20 protein-coding genes and 1 tRNA gene are annotated in these 24,558 nt (G+C 66.8%); 4 read left to right on the forward strand and 17 right to left on the reverse strand.

What is annotated here, in order from left to right; genetic code table 11:
* Positions 1-3: 3 nt before the first annotated feature.
* From nuoH to EOJ32_RS13255, 13 genes are all read right to left on the reverse strand, one after another.
* Positions 4-1,035 carry an NADH-quinone oxidoreductase subunit NuoH gene (gene nuoH / locus EOJ32_RS13195; protein WP_045998816.1) on the reverse strand — a complete coding sequence of 344 codons (1,032 nt, stop codon included), beginning with the start codon at positions 1,033-1,035 and terminating at the stop codon, positions 4-6.
* 18 nt (positions 1,036-1,053) lie between these two features.
* Complete coding sequence (locus tag EOJ32_RS13200) at positions 1,054-1,770, reverse strand: hypothetical protein (RefSeq protein ID WP_240542436.1); 717 nt, start codon at positions 1,768-1,770, stop codon at positions 1,054-1,056.
* Between the two features lie 35 nt (positions 1,771-1,805).
* Positions 1,806-3,818 (reverse strand): NADH-quinone oxidoreductase subunit NuoG, encoded by a 2,013-nt coding sequence (gene nuoG, locus EOJ32_RS13205; RefSeq protein ID WP_127898877.1) that lies wholly within the window; start codon positions 3,816-3,818, stop codon positions 1,806-1,808.
* A 10-nt stretch (positions 3,819-3,828) separates the two neighbouring features.
* A complete protein-coding gene (locus EOJ32_RS13210) occupies positions 3,829-4,230 on the reverse strand; it encodes a DUF5333 domain-containing protein (RefSeq protein ID WP_127898878.1) in 402 nt (133 codons plus the stop codon).
* Between the two features lie 101 nt (positions 4,231-4,331).
* Positions 4,332-5,627: an NADH-quinone oxidoreductase subunit NuoF gene (gene nuoF, locus EOJ32_RS13215; RefSeq protein ID WP_127898879.1), complete on the reverse strand. Its 1,296-nt coding sequence runs from the start codon at positions 5,625-5,627 to the stop codon at positions 4,332-4,334.
* Positions 5,628-5,651: 24 nt separating this feature from the next.
* A complete protein-coding gene (locus EOJ32_RS13220; protein WP_045998811.1) occupies positions 5,652-5,861 on the reverse strand; it encodes a DUF5337 domain-containing protein in 210 nt (69 codons plus the stop codon).
* On the reverse strand, positions 5,861-6,421 hold the full coding sequence (locus EOJ32_RS13225) for a hypothetical protein (protein WP_127898880.1): 561 nt from the start codon (positions 6,419-6,421) through the stop codon (positions 5,861-5,863). The genes EOJ32_RS13220 and EOJ32_RS13225 overlap by 1 nt, the downstream gene beginning before the upstream one ends.
* Positions 6,422-6,456: 35 nt before the next feature.
* Positions 6,457-7,350 (reverse strand): NADH-quinone oxidoreductase subunit NuoE, encoded by an 894-nt coding sequence (nuoE, locus tag EOJ32_RS13230; protein ID WP_127898881.1) that lies wholly within the window; start codon positions 7,348-7,350, stop codon positions 6,457-6,459.
* Positions 7,350-8,591, reverse strand: a complete 1,242-nt coding sequence (locus EOJ32_RS13235; RefSeq protein WP_045998809.1) for an NADH-quinone oxidoreductase subunit D — start codon at positions 8,589-8,591, stop codon at positions 7,350-7,352. Before EOJ32_RS13235 ends, nuoE begins: the two co-directional genes overlap by 1 nt.
* On the reverse strand, positions 8,588-9,208 hold the full coding sequence (locus EOJ32_RS13240) for an NADH-quinone oxidoreductase subunit C (protein WP_045998808.1): 621 nt from the start codon (positions 9,206-9,208) through the stop codon (positions 8,588-8,590). The genes EOJ32_RS13235 and EOJ32_RS13240 overlap by 4 nt, the downstream gene beginning before the upstream one ends.
* Positions 9,209-9,210: 2 nt before the next feature.
* On the reverse strand, positions 9,211-9,735 hold the full coding sequence (locus tag EOJ32_RS13245; protein WP_176695081.1) for an NADH-quinone oxidoreductase subunit B family protein: 525 nt from the start codon (positions 9,733-9,735) through the stop codon (positions 9,211-9,213).
* Positions 9,735-10,052: an NADH-quinone oxidoreductase subunit A gene (gene ndhC, locus EOJ32_RS13250; RefSeq protein WP_206692694.1), complete on the reverse strand. Its 318-nt coding sequence runs from the start codon at positions 10,050-10,052 to the stop codon at positions 9,735-9,737. The genes EOJ32_RS13245 and ndhC overlap by 1 nt, the downstream gene beginning before the upstream one ends.
* Positions 10,053-10,242: 190 nt before the next feature.
* On the reverse strand, positions 10,243-10,713 hold the full coding sequence (locus tag EOJ32_RS13255) for an SH3 domain-containing protein (protein WP_240542551.1): 471 nt from the start codon (positions 10,711-10,713) through the stop codon (positions 10,243-10,245).
* A gap of 233 nt (positions 10,714-10,946) precedes the next feature.
* On the opposite strand from EOJ32_RS13255, the gene EOJ32_RS13260 reads away from it, so the two are divergent.
* Positions 10,947-11,951 (forward strand): D-glycerate dehydrogenase, encoded by a 1,005-nt coding sequence (locus tag EOJ32_RS13260; RefSeq protein WP_127898883.1) that lies wholly within the window; start codon positions 10,947-10,949, stop codon positions 11,949-11,951.
* Positions 11,951-13,093, forward strand: a complete 1,143-nt coding sequence (locus tag EOJ32_RS13265; RefSeq protein ID WP_127898884.1) for an MFS transporter — start codon at positions 11,951-11,953, stop codon at positions 13,091-13,093. Before EOJ32_RS13260 ends, EOJ32_RS13265 begins: the two co-directional genes overlap by 1 nt.
* A gap of 8 nt (positions 13,094-13,101) precedes the next feature.
* Here the strand turns inward: EOJ32_RS13265 and panB are convergent, their stop codons facing one another.
* Together panB and panC are read right to left on the reverse strand one after the other, a co-directional pair.
* Positions 13,102-13,911, reverse strand: coding sequence for a 3-methyl-2-oxobutanoate hydroxymethyltransferase (gene panB / locus EOJ32_RS13270; RefSeq protein ID WP_127898885.1), 810 nt, complete (start codon positions 13,909-13,911; stop codon positions 13,102-13,104).
* Positions 13,912-13,949: 38 nt separating this feature from the next.
* The gene (panC, locus tag EOJ32_RS13275) at positions 13,950-14,795 is read right to left on the reverse strand and encodes a pantoate--beta-alanine ligase (protein WP_127898886.1); all 846 of its coding nucleotides are present in this window, start codon (positions 14,793-14,795) and stop codon (positions 13,950-13,952) included.
* A 152-nt stretch (positions 14,796-14,947) separates the two neighbouring features.
* Between panC and EOJ32_RS13280 the strand changes: the two genes are divergently transcribed.
* Positions 14,948-17,440, forward strand: coding sequence for an FAD-dependent oxidoreductase (locus EOJ32_RS13280; RefSeq protein WP_127898887.1), 2,493 nt, complete (start codon positions 14,948-14,950; stop codon positions 17,438-17,440).
* 295 nt (positions 17,441-17,735) lie between these two features.
* Here the strand turns inward: EOJ32_RS13280 and EOJ32_RS13285 are convergent.
* Both EOJ32_RS13285 and uvrA read right to left on the reverse strand, forming a co-directional pair.
* Positions 17,736-17,810, reverse strand: a tRNA-Gly gene (locus EOJ32_RS13285).
* A gap of 125 nt (positions 17,811-17,935) precedes the next feature.
* Positions 17,936-20,803, reverse strand: coding sequence for an excinuclease ABC subunit UvrA (uvrA, locus tag EOJ32_RS13290; protein WP_127898888.1), 2,868 nt, complete (start codon positions 20,801-20,803; stop codon positions 17,936-17,938).
* A gap of 221 nt (positions 20,804-21,024) precedes the next feature.
* Between uvrA and EOJ32_RS13295 the strand changes: the two genes are divergently transcribed.
* The gene (locus EOJ32_RS13295; protein ID WP_127898889.1) at positions 21,025-24,459 is read left to right on the forward strand and encodes a pyruvate carboxylase; all 3,435 of its coding nucleotides are present in this window, start codon (positions 21,025-21,027) and stop codon (positions 24,457-24,459) included.
* Positions 24,460-24,558 lie beyond the last annotated feature (99 nt).

Here is a 24,558-nt window from a genome sequence, read left to right on the forward strand (position 1 = left end):
CTTTTACACTCCTGCCCAACGGGCCCAGAAGGTCCCGAAGACTTCGAATTTCGCAAGGAAAGCCACGATCACAACCCAGCCCAGGGACAGCGGCAGGAACACCTTCCAGCCGATCCGCATCAACTGGTCATAGCGGTACCGCGGCACGATGGCCTTCACCATCGCGAACATGAAGAACCAGATGACCATCTTGAGGAACATCCAGATCGCGCCGTCCGGCAGGCCGGGGATGGGCGACAGCCAGCCGCCGAAGAACAGCAGGCTGATCAGTGCGCACATCAGCCACATGGCAATGTATTCGCCGGCCATGAACAGCAGATAGGGGGTCGAGGAATATTCGGTCATGAAGCCCGCGACCAGTTCGGATTCCGCTTCCGGCAGGTCGAAGGGCGGGCGGTTCGTCTCGGCCAGGGCCGAGACGAAGAACAGGACGACCATCGGCAGGTGCGGCAGCCAGAACCAGGACAGCAGTCCCGCCCCGCGCTGCGCCTCGACGATGGCGGTCAGGTTCATCGAGCCTGCCGAGATGATCACGCCGATGATGATCAGGCCCAGGCTGACCTCATAGCTGATCATCTGTGCGGCCGACCGCAGCGAGCCCAGGAACGGGAACTTGGAGTTGGACGCCCAGCCCCCCATGATCACCCCGTAGACCTCCAGCGAGGAGACCGCGAAGATGAACAGGATGCCAACGTTGATGTCGGCCATCACCCAGCCCGGCGCGAAGGGAATCGCCACGAAGGCCAGCAGCGCCAGCATCATCGACAGGAACGGCGCCAGGAAGAACACGAACTTGTCCGCGCCCGCGGGCACGACGATTTCCTTGACCACGAATTTCAGCGCGTCGGCGAATGTCTGAAGGACGCCCCAGGGCCCGACCACGTTGGGTCCGCGGCGCATCTGCACCGCCGCCCAGATCTTGCGGTCGCCATAGACCATGTAGACCAGCGACAGCATCACGAAGACGATCAGCGCCAGGCCCTGCGCCAGCAGGATCAGCGCGATGCCCCAGGAGGATGCCCAAAATTCAGCCATGATGCCAGTCCCTTTGCCTTACGCCGTTGGAATGCCGCGTGCGTCGCATTCGCGCAAGGTCTCTTCCGTTTCCATCACCCGCAATCCCATCGGCTTGCTGTCCGACAGCAGGAACGCCGATCCGATCAGCAACTTGCCGTTCCGTTCGGCCTGAAGCGTGCGGACATGCCGACCATAGGGGTTGCCGTTGTCGCGGGCCCAACCGGCCAATGCGCAGGTGGCATACGAGAACGCGATATCCGCGTCCACCCCCTGCTGCAGATTGGCCGTCACCTCGACCAGATCGGCCCCCGCGCCGCGGTTCAGCGGCACCACCTGCACGGCGATGAAGGATTCCGGCGCGATCTCGGTCCCCTCGGCCAGTACTGGCAGCGCGGGCTGGGTCCGGGCGGCGAACGCCTCCAGCGCCTTCTGCTGCGCGGTCTTCTCCCGCGGGCGGTTGGGCGCGACCAGGCCTGCGAAATCCAGGTCCAGGTTCTGGTTCAGCGCCTCCAGGTCGGCCTCGGTCACCGCAAAGGCGTCGCGGCCGCCGGGGCTGTCCAGATCCATCGTCGTGACGCTGCCGTCCTCCTCCAGGATCAGGATTTCTCCCGACTGGCTGGACACGCGGGCGCGGCCAAGCCTGTCGCCCCCCGCCACCGAGGCCGCCACCGGAGGACGCGCCTCCGCCCCCCCACCGGTCGAGGTCTGCATGCAGCCCGACAGGGCCAAGACGGCCCCGATCAGGGCCGTCACCGAAGCGCTTGTCCGAACAGTGGGGGTCATCCTTGTTACTCCGCAGCCAACGCGGGCATATGGCGCGCCGCAGCCATGCGCGACAACTCTCCCATCAGCGGAGAGCTGCGTGCGATCGGGTTCGTCAGGTAGAAATCACGGATCGGGTTCACGAAGGCCGCCTGGCCCAGGTCCCGCATCGGCAGGGGCTGCCAGTCGCTCTCGACGACCTGATCGACCTGGCCCAGATGCGGCACGGCCTCGACCAGCGCACGACGCAGCTGCGCCAGGCTGTCCCACGGCAGGGTCTGGCCCAGCTCGGCCGACAGGGCGCGCAGGATGGCCCAGTTCTCCTTGGCCTCGCCCGGCGCGAAATTGGCGCGCATGGCAAGCTGGGGACGGCCCTCGGTGTTCACGAACAGGCCCATCTCCTCGGTATAGCAGGCGGCGGGCAGGATGATGTCGGCGCGATGCGCGCCCCGGTCGCCATGGCTGCCCTGATAGATGACCACCGGACCCGCGGCGATCTCGACCTCGTCGGCGCCCAGGTTGAAGATCACCTGCGCCCCGTCGATCGCGGCGGACATCCCGCCCTCGGTCACGGCACCCACGTCCATCGCACCCACGCGGCCGGCGGCGGTGTGCAGGACCAGCAGGCGCGCGCCGGTGGTCTGGGCCAAGGCCTGGGCGGCGGCCAGCACGGCCTCGCCGTCGGCCTCGCGCAGGGCGCCCTGCCCGATGATGATAATGCCCGCGTCCTCGGACTGTTCGGCCTTGTCCAGCAAGGCGGACAGCGCCGCGCGGTCGGTGCCCGCATGGTCATAATCAAAGGTCAGATCGACCGCCGGACCGACGACCGTGACCTGCGCGCCGCGCGCCCAGGCCCGGCGCAGGCGGGCGTTCAGCACGGCCGCCTCGTCGCGCGGGTTGGTCCCGATCAGCAGGATCGACATGGCGTTGTCGATATCCTCGATCACCGCATTGCCGACATAGCCCGACCGGTTGCCCGCCGGCAGGCGCGCGCCGTCGGTGCGGCATTCCACCGAACCGCCCAGCCCCTCGACCAGCGTCTTGAGGCTGAAGGCCGCCTCGACCGAGGCCAGATCACCGACCAGACCCGCGACCTTGCCGCCCTGCATCGCGCGGGCGGCGGCGGTCAGCGCCTCGGGCCAGGTGGCCGGGCGCAGGCGGCCGTTCTCGCGCAGATAGGGGGTGTCCAGACGCTGGCGGCGCAGACCGTCCCAGACGAAGCGGGTCTTGTCGCTGATCCACTCCTCGTTCACCGCGTCATGGTTGCGCGGCAGGATGCGCATCACTTCGCGGCCCTTGGTGTCCACGCGGATCGCGCTGCCAAGCGCGTCCATGACGTCGATCGTCTCGGTCTTGGTCAGTTCCCACGGGCGGGCGGTGAAGGCATAGGGCTTCGATACCAGCGCGCCCACCGGGCACAGGTCGATGATGTTGCCCTGCAGGTTCGATTCCAGCGTTTGGTTCAGATAGCTGGTGATCTCGCTGTCCTCGCCGCGGCCGGTCTGGCCCATCTGGGTGATGCCCGCGACCTCGGTCGTGAAGCGCACGCAGCGGGTGCAGCTGATGCAGCGCGTCATGTGGGTCTCGACCAGCGGCCCCAGGTTCAGCTCCTCGGAGGCACGCTTGGGCTCGCGATAGCGGCTGAAATCGACGCCGTACGCCATCGCCTGGTCCTGCAGGTCGCATTCGCCGCCCTGGTCGCAGATCGGACAATCCAGCGGATGGTTGATCAGCAGGAACTCCATCACGCCTTCGCGGGCCTTCTTGACCATCGGGCTGTTGGTGCGGATCTCGGACGGGGCGCCGTCGGGACCGGGGCGCATGTCCTTGACCTGCATCGCGCAGGAGGCGGCGGGCTTGGGCGGGCCGCCCACGACCTCGACCAGGCACATCCGGCAGTTGCCCGCGATGGACAGCCGCTCGTGATAGCAGAAACGCGGGATCTCGATCCCGGCCTGCTCGCAGGCCTGGATCAAGGTCAGGTTCGGATCGACCTGGATCTCGATGCCGTCGATCTTGATTGTCCGCAATTCGGCCATGATGACTTCCTTATCTGGCACTCAGCAGCGATCCTGCGACCGTCTGCCGTGCGATTTCGTCCCGCCCGAGGCGGCAAAAGGTTTCCGGCTGTCCGTTCACGACACCGTTCTGGACCATATAGCGGTCTGCCTCGGCATAGATGCGTCGGCGATCCTCGCGGCTGTCCAGAAAGGTCTCGATCTCGGTCTCGGAATAGCCCTGATCCAGGGCATAGCGTTTCAGCGCGCGCGCCTCGCTGAAGGCACGGATCATCCGCGCGCTGATGTCGGGGCATCCCCGGCGCAGCATGTCGGCCACACGGGCTTGGACCAGCCGGTCGTTGATGTAGGTCTCCTGGCTCAGCGGCACCTGCGCGGCGGCAGGAAGGGCCAGGAACGCCAGGGCGATGGCGGCAAGCATGGGTCGTTTCATCACGGCATCCTCTCGGTGATCACGTGCCTCCACGTAATCGCCGGCCGGGCGCATTGCCCGACACGACCCCGTGCGGGGATCGTGATATGCCGCCGTCATGCTCATTCCGCGGCCAGCGCGCCCGTGCGCCCGGTCTTCTTGGCGATCAGGCGATCCTCGATCTCTCCGCGGAAATTGCGGATCAGGCCCTGGATCGGCCATGCCGCCGCGTCGCCCAAGGCACAGATGGTATGGCCTTCGACCTGCTTGGTCACGTCAAGCAGCATGTCGATCTCCTCGACCTCGGCCTCGCCGGACACCAGGCGCGCCATGACGCGCATCATCCAGCCGGTGCCCTCGCGGCAGGGCGTGCACTGACCGCAGCTCTCGTGCTTGAAGAAGGCGGACAGGCGCCAGATCGCCTTGATGATGTCGGTCGACTGATCCATCACGATCATGCAGCCGGTGCCAAAGCTGGATTTCAGCTCGCGCATGCCGTCGTAATCCATGATGGCGTTCTCGCACTGCTCGGCCGTCAGGACCGGGCAGGAGGCACCGCCGGGAATCACCGCCTTGAGGTTCTTCCAGCCGCCGCGCACGCCGCCGCCATGCTTCTCGATCAGCTCCTTCATGCTGATCGACATGGCCTCCTCGACCACGCATGGCGCGTTCAGGTGTCCGGTCAGGCCGAACAGCTTGACGCCCGCGTTGTTCGGACGGCCAAAGCCCGCGAACCACTCCGCCCCGCGGCGCAGGATCGTCGGCACGACGGCGATGGATTCGACGTTGTTCACCGTGGTCGGGCAGCCATAGAGACCCGCGCCCGCCGGGAAGGGCGGCTTCATGCGCGGCATGCCCTTCTTGCCCTCCAGGCTTTCCAGCAGCGCGGTTTCCTCGCCGCAGATATAGGCACCGGCACCGTGATGCAGGTAAAGGTCGAAATCCCATCCCGACGCGGCCGCATTCGCGCCCAGAAGCCCCGCGTCATAGCATTCGTCGATGGCGGCCTGCAGGGCCTCCTTTTCGCGGATGTATTCGCCGCGCAGGTAGATGTAGCAGACATGCGCGTTCATCGCGAAGCTTGCGATCAGCGCACCCTCGATCAGGGTGTGCGGATCATGGCGCATGATCTCGCGGTCCTTGCAGGTCGCAGGCTCGGATTCGTCGGCGTTGATCACCAGATAGCTGGGCCGGCCGTCCGATTCCTTGGGCATGAAGGACCATTTCAGACCGGTCGGAAAGCCTGCGCCGCCGCGTCCACGCAGCCCCGAAGCCTTGACCTGCTCGATGATCTTGTCGCGCCCGCGGCCGATGATGTCGCCGGTCCCGTCCCAATGGCCACGCTTCTGCGCGCCCGCCAGGCTGCGGTCGCCCATGCCATACAGGTTGGTGAAAATGCGATCCTGGTCTTTCAGCATCCGATACGTCCTTTATTCCCGGCGTCACGCATTCCTGCGCCGCCAGATACGCCAGGTCACGATCAGCGACCAGACAAAAGCGCCGATGGCGGCAAGGTCGGCCAGAAAGGCCCACCGCGCCGCCCAGTCATAGTGCTGCCCGATCGCCTGGATGGCGAGCCAGATCAGCATGGTCGTCGCGATCACGATCGCGACCAGCCGCATCTGGCGGGCGTCCTGCGCGGGGTCCGCCATCACCCCGCCTCCTGCCTGCGTGCGGCCAGCGCGCGCGCCTGCCCCACCCAGTCGTCATTACGGATACGCGACGCGGCGCGGCCGATCCCGGCCGCCATGCGATCCACGTCGGCATCGTCCCAGGCGGCGATCTGCGCGAACCGCGTCACGCCCGCCTGCTCCAGCGCCTGCTGGACCTTCGGCCCGATGCCCTTTATGGCACGCAGGTCGTCCGGCCCGCCGGCATAGATGCTGCGCGCGGCGTCCGGCGTCTCGCGCGGGGCGGCTGGCGGAATGGCATCCCCCGACGGCGCAATCTCGGGCGCAGCCGCAGGCGCCGGTGCCTGCCGGACGGGCGCGGCCGCGACAGGCTGACACGGCAGCGGCATCGCGTCCCAATCCGGCGCGTCCATTCCGACCCCGCGGGGATCGCCAAGCCAAGCCACCATCAGGGCCAGCAGGCCACCCGCGATCAGCGCCAGCAACAAGGCCGCCAGCCAGCCCATCTGCCCGAACAGGCCGATGCCCAGAAAGACCAGCAGCGCCGTGACGGCTCCGGTGGTTCTGCTGGCGGGTGTCATGGCTGGCGTCCTTTCTGCGGGTCGTCGGGCTGCGGTCAGTCGCGGTCCTTGTCATCCTTGCGCACATCGGCCGGTTCGCGCGCCGAAACCGGGCGCGCGGCCGAACTGGCCTGCGCCTCCTGCTCGGTCACGCCGGTCGAATCGACCGGTGCCCCGTCCGACGGGCGCGGTTCGCGTTCCGGCGCGGTGTCCACGCCGGTCTGGTCGTCCGCCGCGGCATCGGGCTTGCGGCGCCATTTCGTCAGGATCGGAACCTCGGTCCCGTCGATCCGCTTCAGCGTCTCGCCCAGGTCAGAGGCCAGTTGCACGCTGGCGTTGTGACCCTCCTGCCCCTTCAGATCGGCCAAGCTGGTCAGCCCGCTGACGGGTTCGGACGCAAAGCGGCCGGTCTGCGATCCGGGCACCGGAACCTCTCCGGCCGACATGCGGTCGATCAGCGCCTCGAGGCTCTCGGGCGTCAGATCCTCATAGTAGTCCTTGCCGATCTGGGCCATCGGGGCGTTGGCGCAGGCGCCAAGGCACTCGACCTCCTCCCAGCTGAACTTGCCGTCCGCCGACAGGGTATGCGGCGTGGGCGCGATCTTGCGCTTGCAGACCGCGACCAGGTCCTCGGCCCCGCAGATCATGCAGGTCGTGGTGCCGCAGATCTGGATGTTCGCAACAGTCCCAACGGGTTGCAGCTGGAACATGAAGTAGAACGTCGCCACTTCCAGCGCCCGGATATAGGCCATGCCCAACAGTTCGGCACAATATTCGATGGCAGGACGCGACAGCCAGCCTTCCTGTTCCTGGGCACGCCACAGGACAGGAATAATCGCCGATTGCTGACGACCCTCGGGGTATTTGGTGATCTGTGCCTGTGCCCATTCCAGGTTCGCAGGCGTGAATTCGAAAATGTCCGGCTGGACGGGGTGCAGGCGGCGCAGCATCAGCGGTCAACCTCTCCGAAAACGATATCCTGGGTGGCGATCAGGGCCGGGACGTCGGCCAGCAGATGGCCCTTGGACATCCAGTCCATGGATTGAAGGTGCAGGAACCCCGGCGCACGAAGTTTCGCACGATAGGGACGGTTGGTGCCGTCGCTGACCAGATAGACGCCGAACTCGCCCTTGGGGGCCTCGACGGCGGCATAGACCTCTCCGGCGGGAACGCGGAAGCCCTCGGTGTACAGCTTGAAGTGATGGATCAGGCTTTCCATGTCCCGCTTCATGTCGCCCCGCTTGGGCGGGGTCAGCTTGCCGCGGGCCAGAACCTCGCCCGGCCCTTCGGCCCGCAGCTTGGCGATCGCCTGCTTCATGATCAGCGTCGATTCACGCATTTCCTGCATCCGGCACAGGAAACGGTCATAGCAGTCGCCGTTCGTCCCGACCGGGATCTTGAAGTCGAATTCGTCATAGCATTCATAGGGCTGGCTGCGACGCAGGTCCCAGGCCATGCCCGATCCGCGCACCATCACGCCCGAGAAACCCCAATCCAACGCATCCTGTTCGGACACGATGCCGATGTCGACCAGCCGCTGCTTGAAGATGCGGTTTTCGGTCAGCAGCGTGTCCAGATCGTCCAGAACCTTGGGGAAACGTTCGCACCACGCCTCCATGTCGTCCAGCAGGTCGGGGGTCAGGTCCTGATGGACGCCGCCCGGCCGGAAATAGGCCGCATGCAGACGCGCGCCCGATGCGCGCTCATAGAAGATCATCAGATCCTCGCGCGCCTCGAAGCCCCACAGCGGCGGGGTCAGGGCGCCGACGTCCAGCGCGCCGGTCGTCAGGCCCAGAAGGTGGTTCAGGATACGCCCCACCTCGCAGAACAGGACCCGGATCAGGCTGGCGCGGCGCGGCACGACCGTGCCGGTCAGACGTTCGATCGCCAGGCACCAGGCGTGTTCCTGGTTCATCGGCGACACGTAATCCAGCCGGTCGAAATACGGCAGGTTCTGAAGATAGGTCCGGCTCTCCATAAGCTTCTCGGTGCCGCGGTGCAGCAGGCCGATATGCGGGTCGGCGCGTTCCACGACCTCGCCGTCCAGCTCCAGCACCATGCGCAGAACGCCGTGCGCGGCAGGGTGTTGCGGACCGAAGTTGATGTTGAAGTTGCGAATGCGCTGTTCGCCCGTCACCAGGTCGTGGCTGCCGTCGTCATAGCTGTTCGCGCGGATGTCGCCGTCCATCATTTCGCGGCCCCCTTTTCGTCGCCGGGCAGGGCGTATTGCACGCCTTCCCAAGGCGACAGGAAATCGAACTGCCGGTATTCCTGCACCAGCGACACGGGTTCATAGATCACGCGCTTTTCGGCGTCGTCATATCGAACCTCGACATAACCGGTGGTCGGAAAGTCCTTGCGCAGCGGATGGCCGGAAAAGCCATAGTCGGTCAGGATGCGGCGCAGGTCCGGATGACCGGTGAACAGGATCCCGAACATGTCGAAGATCTCGCGCTCGAACCAGTTTGCGGCGGGATAGATCGCGGTCAGCGTCGGCAGCATCTCATCCTCGCGGATGGCGACCTTCACGCGGATGCGGTGGTTCTGGTACATCGACAGGAAGTGCCAGACGACGTCGAACCGCTGCTGGCGCGACGGGTAATCGACGGCGGTGATGTCGACCAGCGTGGAGAACCGGCAGCTGCTGTCGCTGCGCAGGAAATCCAGCAGATCCAGGATGCCGCTGGCCGTGGCCGTCACGGTCAGTTCGCCAAAGGCCACGTCGGTGCCGATGACCTCGTTCGGGCGGCGCAGCTTGATGTGCTCGGCCAGCTGGTCCAGCGCGTCGGGATCGGTATAGGTCGCCATGATCACCTCACCAGCGTGCCGGTGCGCCGGATGCGGCGCTGAAGTTGCAGGATGCCGTAAAGCAGCGCCTCGGCGGTCGGCGGGCAGCCGGGGACATAGATGTCCACGGGCACGATCCGGTCGCATCCGCGCACCACGGAATAGCTGTAATGGTAATAGCCGCCGCCATTGGCGCAGCTGCCCATGCTGATGACATAGCGCGGCTCCGGCATCTGGTCATAGACCTTGCGCAGCGCCGGGGCCATCTTGTTGGTCAGCGTGCCCGCCACGATCATCAGGTCCGATTGGCGCGGGGAGGCGCGCGGCGCGGTCCCGAAGCGTTCCAGGTCATACCGCGGCATCGAGGTCTGCATCATCTCGACCGCGCAGCAGGCCAGGCCGAACGTCATCCAGTGCAGCGAGCCGTTGCGCGCCCAGTTGATGATGTCCTCGGTCGTGGTCAGCAGGAAACCCTTGTCCTGCAGCTCCGCGTTCAGGGCCTTGGTCGCGTATTCACGATCGGGTCCGGCGGTATTCGCCCCTGCCATCACGCCCATTCCAAGGCTCCTTTCTTCCACTCGTAGGCAAAGCCCACGGTCAGCACGCCCAGGAACGCCATCATCGACCAGAACGCGGTCTCGCTGATCGCCTGGAAGCTGACCGCCCAGGGGAACAGGAACGCGACCTCGAGGTCGAAGATGATGAACAGGATCGACACCAGATAGAATCGCACGTCGAACTTCATCCGCGCGTCGTCGAACGGGTTGAAGCCCGATTCATAGGCACTGACCTTTTCGGGGTCGGGATTGCGCACGGCGATGACGAACGCGGACAGCAGCAAGATCAGCGCAAGCGCCGAGGCCATCGCCGCGAAGACGAGGATGGGCAGATAGTCCTGCGTAATGTTTTGCACGGGTGACGATCCCCTTGTCGGTCGCGGGGATCACGGCTGACCCCGCGACGGGTTGGCTGAGTGCGGTTTAGACCCGTGACCGTCCGGGGTCAACGGGCGCAGGGGATCGAAAGCGCGGCGAATTGTTGCAATGCGGCGCGGATCAGTCGCGGATTTCGCCCGCGTCCACGCCCCAGATCGCCGTCTTGGGCACCCAGCCCCGCTGGCCGCCGCCCGACACTCGGCACCATTCGGGTTCGCATTCGTTCAGCCGCAGGATGGCCCCGGCCTCGGCCCGCGCCACGATGTCGGAATCGCGATGCGGTCGGGCGCGCAGTTCCAGCATGTCCTGGGTGACCAGTGCGGTGCGGACCCCCGACAGCAGCGCATAGTGGATCCAGCCCCCTGCCCCGTCCTTGTCCTCGACCCGGCGCCAATGACCGAATTCGGCCACCACCCGCAGCGGCATCCCCGCATGGCGGAACACCCAGTCGATGCGGTGCGACAGGCTGGGCCCGCGACGGGCGTTGCCTTCGTTGCCCTTCAGGCTGACATAGCGGGGCAGCGGCAGGTTGGTCACCGGACCCCGCTGTTCGGTCGCACCCTGGCTTTGTCGCGGTTCGCTTTGGGCCATCGCCTGCGGGGCGGCAGCCCCCATCATCGCCACAAGCGCAAGTGCCACCCTTGCGCCCGTCCTGCCTGGCCGTGCCGTCATGCGTTGTCCGTTCCTGTCCTGTGCGGGGCGCGGACGCCCCTTCTGGGGTCTTGTGCCTGCCCCTCAACGCGGGCAGTTTGCCAAAAGCGTCCGCCGATGGGAAGGGCGTGCCTGCAGGCGACCGATCAAGGCTCTGACACAGTGAGGTGACCATGCCCGCCACCCCCGCAGCCCCCCGCAGCAGACTGCGCGTCGCCGTGACGCGCCGCCTGCCTGAGGCGGTCGAGACCCGCATGTCCGAACTGTTCGACGTGGCCTTGCGCGACGACGACCGCAAGATGTCGTCCGATCAACTGGTATCGCTGATGCAGGACGCGGACGTCCTGGTGCCGACCGTGACCGACCAGATCACCGCCGCAATGCTGGCGCGCGCGGGCGAGCGGCTGAAGCTGATCGCGAATTTCGGCGCGGGCATCGACCATATCGACGTGATGTCCGCCCGCCAGCGCGGCGTCTTGGTCAGCAATACCCCCGGCGTCGTGACCGAGGACACCGCCGACATGACGCTGGCGCTGATCCTGGCCGTGACCCGCAAGATTCCCGAAGGCCTGGCCGAGATGCAGGCCGGACGCTGGCAGGGCTGGTCGCCCACCGCCCATCTGGGCGGGCGCGTCGGCGGGCGGCGTCTTGGCATCCTGGGCATGGGCCGCATCGGCCAGGCCGTCGCGCGCCGCGCCGCCGCATTCGGCATGCAGGTCCACTATCACAACCGCCGCCGCCTGCGCCCCGAGATCGAGGAGGCCCTGGGCGCGACCTGGTGGGAGAGCCTGGACCAGATGCTGGCGCGCATGGACATCGTCAGCGTGAACGCGCCGCACACGCCCTCGACCTTCCACCTGCTGAACGCGCGTCGGCTGAAGCTGATGAAGCCGACCGCCGTGATCGTGAACACCTCGCGCGGCGAGGTCATCGACGAGAACGCCGTGACCCGCATGCTGCGCGCCGGAGAGATTGCGGGCGCGGGCCTGGACGTCTTCGAGCATGGCCACGAGATCAACCCCCGCCTGCGCGAACTGCCCAACGTCGTCCTGCTGCCGCATATGGGCAGCGCGACCGTCGAGGGCCGCGCCGAGATGGGCGAGAAGGTGATCATCAACATCAAGACCTTTGCCGACGGGCACCGCCCGCCCGACCTGGTCGTGCCGTCGATGCTGTGATGACGATGCGTTGGGCCGTGTCGGCCCTGTTTTTCGTGAACGGCCTGCTGGTGGGCAGCTGGGCGCCGAAAATTCCCGTCCTGATGGAAAGGCTTGGCATCACCGAGGCCAGCGCCGGGGTGATCGTGCTGGGGCTGGGCCTGGGCTCGATCTGCGTGATGCCGCTGTTCGGGGCGATGGTCGCACGGGCCGGATCGGCCAGCGCCGTGCGGCTGGCCGCGTGGCTGGCCGCGCCGTCGATGATCTGGATCTCTCTGGCGCCGACCTATTGGATGGTGGCGGCGACCGTGGTGCTGTTCGGCGGCATGGTCGGCGGCATGGACGTGGCGATGAACGCCAACGCGGTCGCGGTGGAACGCGCGCGCGGCCGGGCGATCATGTCGTCCTGCCACGGCTTCTGGAGCCTGGGCGCCTTTGCCGGCGCCGCCGCGGGCGGCTGGCTGATCCAGCGATTCGGGGAGCTGGCCCATGCCGTCGTCATCACCGCGGTCTTTGCGCTGGTGCTGCTGTTGGCGCTGTCCCGCCTGCTGGAGGACGCCCCCGAGGCTGGCTCGCCCAAGGCGCCGCTGCGCTTGCCGCGCAGCCCCCTGCCCTGGCTGATCGGGCTGATGGCCCTGGCCGCGATGATTCCCGAAGGCGCGATCCTGGATTGGGCCGCCGTCTATCTGCAGCGCGAGATGGGCGCGTCGCTGTCGGTCGCGGGCCTGGGCTTTGCCGCCTGCGCGGGCACGATGGCGGCGATGCGCTTTGCGGGCGACGGGCTGCGCCGGCGCTTTGGCGCGGTCACCACCCTGCGCGCCAGTTCGGCCGTGGCGATGGCGGGCCTGGTCCTTGCCGGGCTGTCGAGCAGCCCCGCCCCGGCGATCGCGGGATTCGCGCTGGCGGGCATCGGCATCGCGAACATGGTGCCCATCGCCTTTTCCGCGGCCGGGAACGTGCCGGGACTGGCCGCGGGCATGGGCCTGTCGGTGGTCACGATGATGGGCTATTCCGGCATCCTGCTGGCGCCGGGCAGCATCGGTTTCCTGGCGGAACACCTCAGCCTTGGCACCATCTATCTGGGGCTTGCCGCCCTGCTGCTGATCCCGCTGCTGCTGTCCCGCCTGGCCGCCACCGCCGATTTCGAACCGCGCGACGACTGAGCGCCGCCTTAGCGGTACAGTTCGGCCGCGGCCGGAAAGCTGCGGTCACGGACCGCGGCCGCATAGGCGGCGATGGCCTGGTCGGCCTCGTTGCCCAGTTCCCCGAAACGGCGGACAAAGCGCGGCACGCGACCCGACAGGCCCAGCATGTCGTCCAGCACCAGGATCTGCCCGTCGCAGCGCGCGCTGGCGCCGATGCCGATGGTCGGCACGGCGATGGCATCGGTGATCTGATCGGCCAAGGCCTCCATCACCCCCTCGACCACGACGCTGAACGCGCCCGCATCGGCGACCGCGCGGGCATCCGCGACGAAGGCGGGCCAGGTGGCCGGATCGCGGCCCTGCGTCTTGAAGCCGCCCATCGTGTTCGTGGCCTGCGGCGTGAGGCCGACATGGGCCATGACCGGGATGCCGCGGTCGACCAGAAAGCGGATGGTGGGGGCCATGCGGGCGCCCCCCTCCAGCTTGACGGCGCCGGCGCTGGTCTGGGCCATCACGCGGGCGGCGTTGCGGAACGCCTGTTCCGGCGATTCCTCATAACTTCCGAAGGGCATGTCGATGACGACCATGGCGCGGTCGGACCCGCGCATGACGGCCTGGCCGTGCAGGATCATCATCTCCAGCGTGACCCCGATGGTCGAGGGCAGGCCGTGGACCACCATGCCCAGGCTGTCGCCCACCAGGATCACATCGGCATGGGCATCGACCATTGCCGCCATCGGCGCGGTATAGGCGGTCAGCGCGACGATGGGGGCCGCACCCTTGCGGTCGGCGATCTGGGGCGCGGTGACGCGGCGGACGGGGGCTTGCGCGGACATGGGTCGACCTTTCAAGGGGATGCGCGGGGCCGCGCGGGTCAGGGATGGGCGGTGCGCTGGTCGATCAGCAGCACGTCGCCGAAACGGACGGCCAGCAGGATCGCCACCGGACCGCCCACGACGGCGATGCGTGACAGGTCGCGCGCGTCGCGGATGTCGATCGAGCGGATGTCGGCCCGCGGTTCCGTGGACAGGATGGCGCGGATCTGGCGGCGCAGCAGGCTGACGGGTGTACCCATCGCGACCGATTCCGCCGCATGGTCCAGCGCACGGGCCAGCACCGGGGCGGCTGCGCGATCCTCTGCCGTCAGGCGCTGGTTGCGCGAGGACATCGCCAGCCCGTCGGGTTCGCGCACGGTGGGCACGGGCAGGATGGTCACGGGAATGTCCAGGTCCTCGACCATGCGGGTGATCAGGGTCAGCTGCTGATAGTCCTTTTCGCCGAAAGCCGCGGCCTGGGGCTGGACGATGTTGAACAGCTTGGTGACCACGGTCGCCACGCCGCGGAAATGGCCGGGGCGCAGGCGGCCCATCAGGATGCCGCCCAACTGCGTCACCTGCACATGGGTCTGCGCACCGGGGCGCCAGATGTCGGACACCTGCGGCAGGAACACCGCGTCGCAGCCGGCCTCGCGCAGCAGGTCCAGGTCCTGCGCCTCCTGCCGGGGATACTTGTCCAGATCCTCGTTCGGGCCGAACTGCGCGGGGTTCACGAAGATCGAGGTCACCACCCGGCCGCCACCCTGCCCGTCCAGCCAGTCGCGGGCCCGCGCGACCAGGGTCAGGTGGCCCTGATGCAGCGCGCCCATCGTCGGCACCAGGGCTGTGCGGCCCGCGTCCCGGCGCCAGGCGCGCATGGCGTCGGTGCTGCGGCAGATGTCCATGGTGCCCCCTTGTTGGCGTGGGCCGCAACCTAGCGACGGGGGCGGGTCTGGGCAAGGCCATGTCGTTTTTCGCCCGCAGATGTCGGGCGCCTTTGACGCGGCGTTTCACCGATGGGGCATCACAGGCGAAACGGTTCCAACAGGAGAGCGCGATGACGTCGCATGTGAAGGTTCTGGTCGTGGGCGGGGGCGCGGTCGGATGCGGCATCGCGCTGCATCTGGCGCGCGCGGGCTGGGACACGCTGCTGGTCGAACGCGACGAGCTGACCGCCGGATCGACCTGGCACGCGGCGGGGCTGCTGCCCCTGTTCAACATGAACTATGCGACCAGCCACATCCACGATTACTCGGTCAAGCTCTATGCCGGGCTGGAGGCCGAGACGGGGCTGAACGCGGGCTTCACCCGCTGCGGCAACCTGCGCATGGCGCAGACGGATGCGCGGATGGACGAATACATGCTGTATTCCGCCACCGCCGAGACGATCGGGATCGAGCATCAGTTCCTGACGCCGGCGCAGATCAAGGAGCGCTGGCCGCTGGTCCGCACCGAGGACCTGAAGGGCGCGCTGTTCCACCCGACCGACGGATACATCAACCCCGCCGACGTGACGCAGGCCATGGCCAAGGGCGCGCGGATGGCGGGCTGCCGGATCGAGCGCAAGATCCAGGTGAACGCCTATCGCTGGACCGGGTCCGAATGGGTCGTGACGGTGGAAAAGATGGTCGATCGGGGCGGCAACCTGATCCCGTCCGGAGAGGTCTATGACATCCACGCCGAACATGTGGTGACCGCGACCGGCAACCACGCACAGCGCACGGCCAAGCTGCTGGGCATCAAGATCCCCGCCATTCCGGTCGAACACCAGTTCATCGTGACCGAGCCCGACCCCGCCCTGATGCGCTGGCGCGCCGAGGGGAACCCCGAACACCCGGTCCTGCGCGATGCGGACGCCAAGTGGTATGTCCGTGAGGAGCGCGGCGGCTGGATCCTAGGGCCCTATGAGAAGGGTGCGCCCGCGCGGTTCGAATATGGCGTGCCCGACAGCTTCCGCGCCGACCTGTTCCCCCTGGATCTTGAGCGGATCGAGGAGGAGTACATGGCGATGATCCACCGGATTCCGACGTCGGAGACGGTGGGTCTGAAGGACGACTTCAACGGCCCGATCTGCTATACCCCCGACGGCAACCCGCTGGTCGGACCCGCGCCCGGCCTGCGCAACATGTGGCTGGCCGAGGGGTTCAGCTTTGGCATCACCGCAGCAGGCGGCGTGGGCCATTACCTGGCGCAGATGATGACCCAGGGCGAGGCCGAGATCGACATGGCCAGCCTGGACCCGCGCCGGTTCGGGTCCTGGATGACCACGGAATACGCCGCACGCAAGAACGAGGAGGCCTATGACCACGTCTTCATCCTGCACCATCCCGACGAGGAGCGGCCCGCCTGCCGCCCCCTGCGCACATCCCCGGCCTATGACCGGCAGGCGGCGCATGGAGCGCAGTTCGGGCATGTGAACGGGTGGGAACGCCCGAACTACTACGCGCCCGAGGGCTTTGACGACCACGACAGCCGCAGCTTCCGTCGCGGCGGCTGGTGGCAATACGCCAAGGCCGAAGCAGAGGCCGTGCGCAAGACGGCGGGCCTGGTCGATGCGACGGCCTTCGCCAAGCACACCGTCACCGGGCCGGGGGCGACCGCCTTCCTGGACTGGTTGACCACCAACAAGCTGCCCAAGGTGGGACGGATCAACCTGACCTATGCGCTGACCGATGCAGGCACGGTGCGGACCGAATACACCATCGTGCGGCGTGGAGAGCAGGACTATTACCTGGTCAGCGCCGGCGCGTGGACCGATTACGACCGCGACAACCTTGTGAAGTCGGCGCAGGATTTCATGGCCGCCGGGGGCCAGTACGTCCATGTGCAGGACGTGACCACGCAATGGGGCGTCTTTGCCCTGGCAGGGCCTGAGAGCCGGAACATCCTGGCCCGGATGATCCGTGACGCGGAACCCGCGACCGCCCTGTCGAACAAGCGCTTTCCTTGGCTGTCGATGCGCAACATCGAGCTGGGCATGGTACCGGTCATGGCCATCCGCGTCGCCTATACCGGCGAGCTGGGATGGGAGCTGCACCACCCGATCGAGATGCAGAACCACCTGTTCGACAAGCTGATCGCCGCAGGAGAGCCGTCCGGCATGAAGCTGGTCGGCGCACGGGCTCAGAACTGGCTGCGCCAGGAAAAGTCGTACCGCGCCTTCGGCACCGAACTGGGCCGGGATGCGACGCCGCTGGAGGCGGGGCTGGACCGGTTCGTGGACCTGGGCAAGGAGTTCCGCGGCAAGGCCGCGATGCAGGCCAAGGGGATCCGGTCCACCTGCGTCACGCTGCTGATCGACGGGCCGGCGGATGCGGACCCCTGGGGCCGCGAGGCGCTGTTCCTGGACGGGGAAAAGATCGGGCGCCTGACCTCGGGTGGCTATTCGGCGGCCTTCGGCAAGCAGATCGGCATGGGCTATGTCCGCCCCGACCTGGCGACGCCCGGCACCAAGCTTCAGGTGCGGATGTTCCGCGAGCTGTATGACGCGGTGGTGACCGAGGACAGCCCGCACGACCCGCAGAACGCCCGCATTCGCGTCGACGGCTGACAAGGTTGCGCAGGCGGTCCCCCCGCGATCGCCTGCGCACGGACGCCCAGGGTGCCGATGGTTGGATCGACCTATGTCGTCACCGATCGACCGGCGTATTGCAAAGCGGCACTGACCGTGGGTGTCGCATCCGGCGGATCATCCTCCGCGTGCCAACAAAAGCTGTTTGTGCACCCGGAATCACCCAGACCATTGTAACAAACAATCATGATGGAATTCGGGCTATTGCCGCCTGACGCCAAGCCGCAGGCCACAAATGACAAAGGCCAGACCCGAAGGTCTGGCCTTTTGTTTTTGGAGCGGGCGAGGCGATTCGAACGCCCGACCCTAACCTTGGCAAGGTTATGCTCTACCCCTGAGCTACGCCCGCACTCCAGTTCCTCTTGCGATCCGTTTGACCGTCTCGCCTTCGGTGAGCGTGTATTTACGAAAGCCCGCCGGGGGGTGCAAGAGGAAAAAACGCAACATCGGCGATTTTCTTTTGCACCCCCTGCCCTACTCCGCGGCGCGGCTGCGGGCGGGGTTCAGCATGGGTCCAAGATAGCGCCCGGTATGGCTGGCCTCGACCTGCGCGACGTCCTCCGGCGTGCCTGCCGCCACGATCACGCCGCCGCCATCGCCGCCCTCGGGGCCGATGTCGATGATCCAGTCTGCCGTCTTGATAACGTCCAGGTTATGCTCGATCACGATGACCGAATTGCCTTGGTCGACCAGTTCGTGCAGCACTTCCAGCAGCTTGCGGACATCCTCGAAATGCAGACCGGTCGTCGGCTCGTCCAGGATATACAGCGTGCGGCCTGTGGACCGGCGAGACAGCTCCTTGGACAGCTTGACGCGCTGCGCCTCGCCGCCCGACAGGGTCGTCGCCTGCTGGCCCACCTTGATGTAGCCGAGGCCCACCTGCATCAGCGCGTCCATCTTCTCGCGGATCGAGGGGACGGCGCTGAAGAATTCCTGCGCGTCCTCCACGGTCATGTCCAGCACGTCGGCGATGGACTTGCCCTTGAACTGCACCTCCAGCGTCTCGCGATTATAGCGCTTGCCCTTGCAGGTCTCGCACTCGACATAGACGTCGGGCAGGAAATGCATCTCGATCTTGATGACACCGTCGCCTTGGCACGCCTCGCAGCGGCCCCCCTTGACGTTGAAGCTGAAGCGGCCCGGCTTGTAGCCGCGCGCCTTGGCCTCGGGCAGGCCCGCGAACCAGTCGCGGATGGGCGTGAAGGCGCCGGTATAGGTCGCCGGGTTCGACCGCGGCGTGCGCCCGATGGGGCGCTGGTCGATGTCGATGACCTTGTCCAGATGCTCCAGCCCCCGGATCGTCTCGCAGGGCGCGGGGGTCTGGCGGGCACCGTTCAGGCGCAGGGATGCGGTCTTGAACAGCGTCTCGATGGTCAGTGTGGACTTGCCGCCCCCCGACACGCCCGAGACGCAGACGAAGCGGCCCAGCGGGAATTCGGCGGTGACGTTTTTCAGGTTGTTGCCGGTCGCCTTGACCACGGTGACCTTCTTGCCGTTGCCCTTGCGGCGGGTCTCGGGGACCTCGATCGCGCGCTTGCCGGACAGATACTGGCCGGTCAGGCTGTTCGGATCGGCGGCAATCTCGGCAGGCGTGCCCTTGCTGACCACGGTGCCGCCATGCACCCCCGCCCCCGGCCCCATGTCAAAGACATAGTCGGCATGGCGGATCGCATCCTCGTCATGCTCGACCACCAACACCGAGTTGCCCTGGTCGCGCAGGTTCATCAGCGTGGTCAGCAACCGGTCGTTGTCGCGCTGGTGCAGGCCGATGGACGGCTCGTCCAGAACGTACAGCACGCCCGTCAGGCCCGACCCGATCTGGCTGGCCAAGCGAATGCGCTGGCTTTCGCCGCCCGACAGCGTGCCTGCCGCGCGCGACAGGGTCAGATAGTTCAGGCCCACATTGACCAAGAATCCCAGCCGCTCGCGGATCTCCTTGAGGATTGCGGCGGCGATCTCGGCCTTCTGCTTGGACAGGTGGTTCGGCGCGTCGGTGATCCAGTCCAGCGCCTCCTGGATCGACAGCTGCACGACCTCGCCCACGTGGTTGCCGGCGATCTTGACCGCCAGCGCCTCGGGCTTCAGGCGATAGCCTCCGCAGGCGCCGCAGGGGCGGTTGTTCTGATAACGCTCGAACTCCTCGCGCACCCAGGCGCTGTCGGTCTCGCGCAGGCGGCGTTCCATGTTGGGAATCACGCCCTCGAAGACACGGCTGATCTCATAGACACGGCCGGCGTCGTCGAAGCGGAACTTAATCTCGTCCTTGCCCGACCCGCGCAGGAACATCTGCTGGACGCTGTCGGGCAGATCCTTCCACGGGGTCTTCTTGTCAAAACCGTAATGCTTCGCCAGCGCGTTGATGGTCTGGGTCAGGTAGGCCGACTTGGTCTTGGCCCAAGGCACGATCGCGCCCTTGTCCACCGACAGGGCCGCGTCGGGCACGACCAGGCGGTCGTCGAAGAACAGCTCGACCCCCAGACCGTCACAGACCGGGCAGGCGCCGAACGGCGCGTTGAACGAAAACAGCCGCGGCTCGATCTCGGGGATGGTGAAGCCGCTGACGGGGCATGCGAACTTCTCGGAAAAGGTCAGGCGCTCGGGTTCACCCTCGGCCCCCTCCTCCTGCGCCAGCTCCAGATGGGCGATGCCGTCGGCCAGGTTCAGCGCGGTGCGCAGACTGTCTGCCAGCCGCGTCTCCAGCCCCTCGCGCACGACGACGCGGTCGACCACGATGTCGATGTTGTGGCGGAACTTCTTGTCCAGGGTCGGCGCGTCGTCCAGGTCGTGGAAGGTGCCGTTGATCTTGACCCGCTGAAAGCCCTGGCGGCGCAGCTCGGCCAGCTCCTTCTTGTACTCGCCCTTGCGGTCGCGGACGATGGGGGCCAGCAGATAGGCGCGCGTGCCTTCGGGCAGGGCCATGGTGCGGTCGACCATGTCCTGGACCTGCTGCGCCTCGATCGGCAGGCCGGTCACGGGGGAATAGGGCGTCCCGGCGCGCGCGAACAGCAGACGCAGATAGTCGTAGATCTCGGTGACCGTGCCCACGGTGGAACGCGGGTTCTTGGAGGTCGTCTTCTGCTCGATGCTGATCGCGGGGGACAGACCGCTGATATGGTCGACATCGGGCTTGCCCATCATGTCCAGGAACTGGCGCGCATACGCCGACAGGCTTTCGACATAGCGGCGCTGCCCCTCGGCATAGACCGTGTCGAAGGCCAGGGACGACTTGCCGGACCCCGACAGACCGGTGATCACCACCAGCTGATCGCGGGGGATATCCATGTCGACGTTTTTCAGATTGTGTTCGCGCGCGCCGCGAACCTCGATGAACTTCTGTTCCATACGTGCCCCTCTGACCAGTCGCATCAGATAGGGACGCTTGGGCGAAAAGCAAGTTCCATCTGCGAACGAAGGCGGAACATCGCTGCGGCACCGTGACATCCGCTGCGTGGCCTATCAGCTTTTGGTCGCATATCGCGGGGCGGAGGCTTCTGGTTATCGCTAACACTTGCGCTGCATCGCAGCACGGATAGGATGCTTGGCAACGAGGAAGGGGGCTTGGCATGTTCAAGAAGATTTTGGTGGCGAACCGGGGCGAGATTGCCATTCGCGTGATGCGCGCGGCCAACGAGCTGGGCAAGAAGACGGTCGCCGTCTATGCCGAGGAGGACAAGCTGGGCCTGCACCGCTTCAAGGCGGACGAGGCCTATCGCATCGGCGAGGGGCTGGGACCGGTCGCGGCCTATCTGTCCATCCCCGAGATCATCCGCGTGGCCAAGCTGTCGGGCGCCGACGCGATCCATCCGGGATACGGCCTGCTGTCGGAAAACCCCGATTTCGTGGATGCCTGCACCGCGGCGGGCATCACCTTCATCGGGCCGCGCGCCGACACGATGCGCGCGTTGGGCGACAAGGCCAGCGCGCGGCGCGTGGCGATCGAGGCGGGTGTCCCGGTCATTCCCGCGACAGAGGTGCTGGGCGATGATTTCGACGCCATCAAGCGTGAGGCGGCCGACGTCGGCTATCCGCTGATGCTGAAGGCGTCCTGGGGCGGTGGCGGGCGCGGCATGCGGCCGATCAACAACCCCGAAGAACTGATCGAGAAGGTCCGCGAGGGCCGCCGCGAGGCCGAGGCCGCCTTCGGCAATGGCGAGGGTTATCTGGAGAAGATGATCCTGCGCGCCCGCCATGTCGAGGTGCAGCTGTTGGGCGACACGCATGGCGGCCTCTATCACCTCTATGAGCGCGACTGCACCGTGCAGCGCCGCAACCAGAAGGTGGTCGAACGCGCCCCCGCCCCCTACCTGACCGAGGACCAGCGCGCCGAGGTCTGCGGCCTGGCGCTGAAGATCGGGCAGGCGGTCGGCTATCAGAACGCCGGCACGGTCGAGTTCCTGATGGATATGGACAGCCAGCAGTTCTACTTCATCGAGGTGAACCCCCGCGTCCAGGTCGAGCATACCGTGACCGAGGAGGTCACCGGCATCGACATCGTCCAAAGCCAGATCCGCATCGCCGAGGGCGAGACGCTGGCCGATGCCACCGGCCATGCCGCCCAGTCCGACATCACCCTGTCGGGCCATGCCCTGCAATGCCGGGTGACCACGGAAGACCCGCAGAACAACTTCATCCCCGATTACGGCCGCATCACCGCCTATCGGTCGGCCACCGGCATGGGCATCCGCCTGGACGGCGGCACGGCCTATTCGGGGGGCGTCATCACGCGCTATTACGATTCGCTGCTGGTCAAGGTCACGGCCTGGGCGCAGACCCCCGACCAGGCGATCCGCCGCATGGACCGCGCGCTGCGCGAGTTCCGGGTGCGTGGCGTTTCCACGAACATCGACTTCGTCATCAACCTGTTGAAACATCCGACCTTCCTGGACGACACCTACACGACCAAGTTCATCGACACGACCGACGACCTGTTCGACTTCAAGAAGCGTCAGGACCGCGCGACCAAGATCCTGACCTATCTGGCCGACATCAGCGTGAACGGGCACCCCGAGACCGCGGGCCGCGCCCTGCCCCCGGCCCAGGCCCGCGCGCCGGTCCCGCCCGCCCCAAAGGCCGCCCCCGCGCCCGGCACCCGCCAGCTGCTGGAGACCCAGGGCGCCCAGGCCGTGGCCGACTGGATGGCCGCCCAGACCCAGCTGCTGATCACCGACACCACGATGCGCGATGGGCATCAGTCGCTGCTGGCGACACGGATGCGGTCGATCGACATGATCCGCGTGGCGCCCAGCTATGCCGCGAACCTGCCGCAGCTGTTCAGCGTGGAATGCTGGGGGGGCGCGACCTTCGACGTGGCCTACCGCTTCCTGCAGGAATGCCCCTGGCAGCGCCTGCGCGACATCCGTGCGCAGATGCCCAACCTGATGACGCAGATGCTGCTGCGCGCGTCGAATGGGGTGGGTTACACCAACTATCCCGACAACGTGGTGCAGTTCTTCGTGAAGCAGGCCGCCGAGACCGGGGTCGATGTGTTCCGCGTCTTCGACAGCCTGAACTGGGTCGAGAACATGCGCGTCGCGATGGACGCCGTGATCGAGTCGGGCAAGATCTGCGAAGGCACGGTCTGCTATACCGGCAACATGCTGGACCCCGACCGGTCCAAATACGACCTGCAGTATTACGTGAAAACCGCGCAGGAACTGAAGGCCGCGGGCGCGCATGTGCTGGGCCTGAAGGACATGGCGGGCCTGCTGAAGCCGCCCGCCGCCCGCATCCTGATCAAGGCCCTGAAGGAGGAGGTCGGCCTGCCGATCCACTTCCACACCCACGACACCAGCGGCATGGGCGGTGCCACGATCCTGGCCGCCGCCGATGCGGGCGTCGATGCCGTCGATTGCGCGATGGACGCGCTGTCGGGCAACACCAGCCAGCCGACCTTGGGGTCCGTGGTCGAGGCGTTGGCCCAGACCGATCGCGACACCGGCCTGGATATCGGCGCCGTCCGCGCCATCAGCAACTATTGGGAACGCGTGCGCGAAAGCTATGCCGCGTTCGAATCGGGCCTGCAGTCCCCCGCCTCCGAGGTCTATCTGCACGAGATGCCCGGCGGGCAGTTCACCAACCTGAAATCGCAGGCCCGCAGCATGGGTCTGGAGGATCGCTGGCACGAGGTCGCACAGGCCTATGCCGACGTGAACCGGATGTTCGGCGACATCGTCAAGGTCACGCCGTCGTCCAAGGTCGTGGGCGACATGGCGCTGATGATGGTGTCCCAGAACCTGCCCCCCGAGTACGTCATGAACCCCGACCGCGACATGTCCTTCCCCGATTCGGTGGTGGACATGATGCGCGGCAACCTGGGCCAGCCCCCCGGTGGCTGGCCGCGGGCGATCCAGGCCAAGGTGCTCAAGGGAGAGACCCCGATCACCGACCGCCCCGGTGCCCATCTGGAGCCCGTCGACCTTGAGGCCGAGCGTGCCAAACTGTCGGAGATGCTGGACGGCAAGACCATCGACGATGAGGATCTGAACGGATACCTGATGTATCCCAAGGTCTTCACCGACTACATGCAGCGCCATGAGACCTATGGCCCGGTGCGCACCCTGCCGACCCGAACCTTCTTCTACGGCATGGAGCCGGGCGACGAGATCAGCGTCGAGATCGACCCGGGCAAGACGCTGGAGGTCCGCCTTCTGACCCTGGGAGAGACCGACGAGACCGGCCAGATGAAGGTCTTCTTCGAACTGAACGGCCAACCGCGTCAGGTCCGCGTTCCGAACCGCTCCGCCACCGGTGCGCAGGCTGCGCGCCCCAAGGCCGATGCCGCGAACCCCGGCCATGTGGGCGCGCCGATGCCGGGCGTCGTGGCGTCCGTCGGCGTCGCCCAGGGCGCTCAAGTCAAGCAGGGCGATCTGCTGCTGACGATCGAGGCGATGAAGATGGAGACCGGCCTGCACGCCGACCGCGACGGCACCATCAAGGCGCTGCATGTCGGCCCCGGCCAGCAGATCGACGCCAAAGACCTCCTGGTCGAGATCGAATGAGCCGCAGGGCCGGGGGACGCCGCCCCGGCACCGCACGACCGCGCCGCGTCAGCGGCGCCTCAGGCCCGGGCGGCAGCACGCCGACCATCGGTCGGCACC

The organism is Paracoccus sp. Arc7-R13 (assembly GCF_004010775.1).
GTDB lineage: Bacteria > Pseudomonadota > Alphaproteobacteria > Rhodobacterales > Rhodobacteraceae > Paracoccus > Paracoccus marcusii.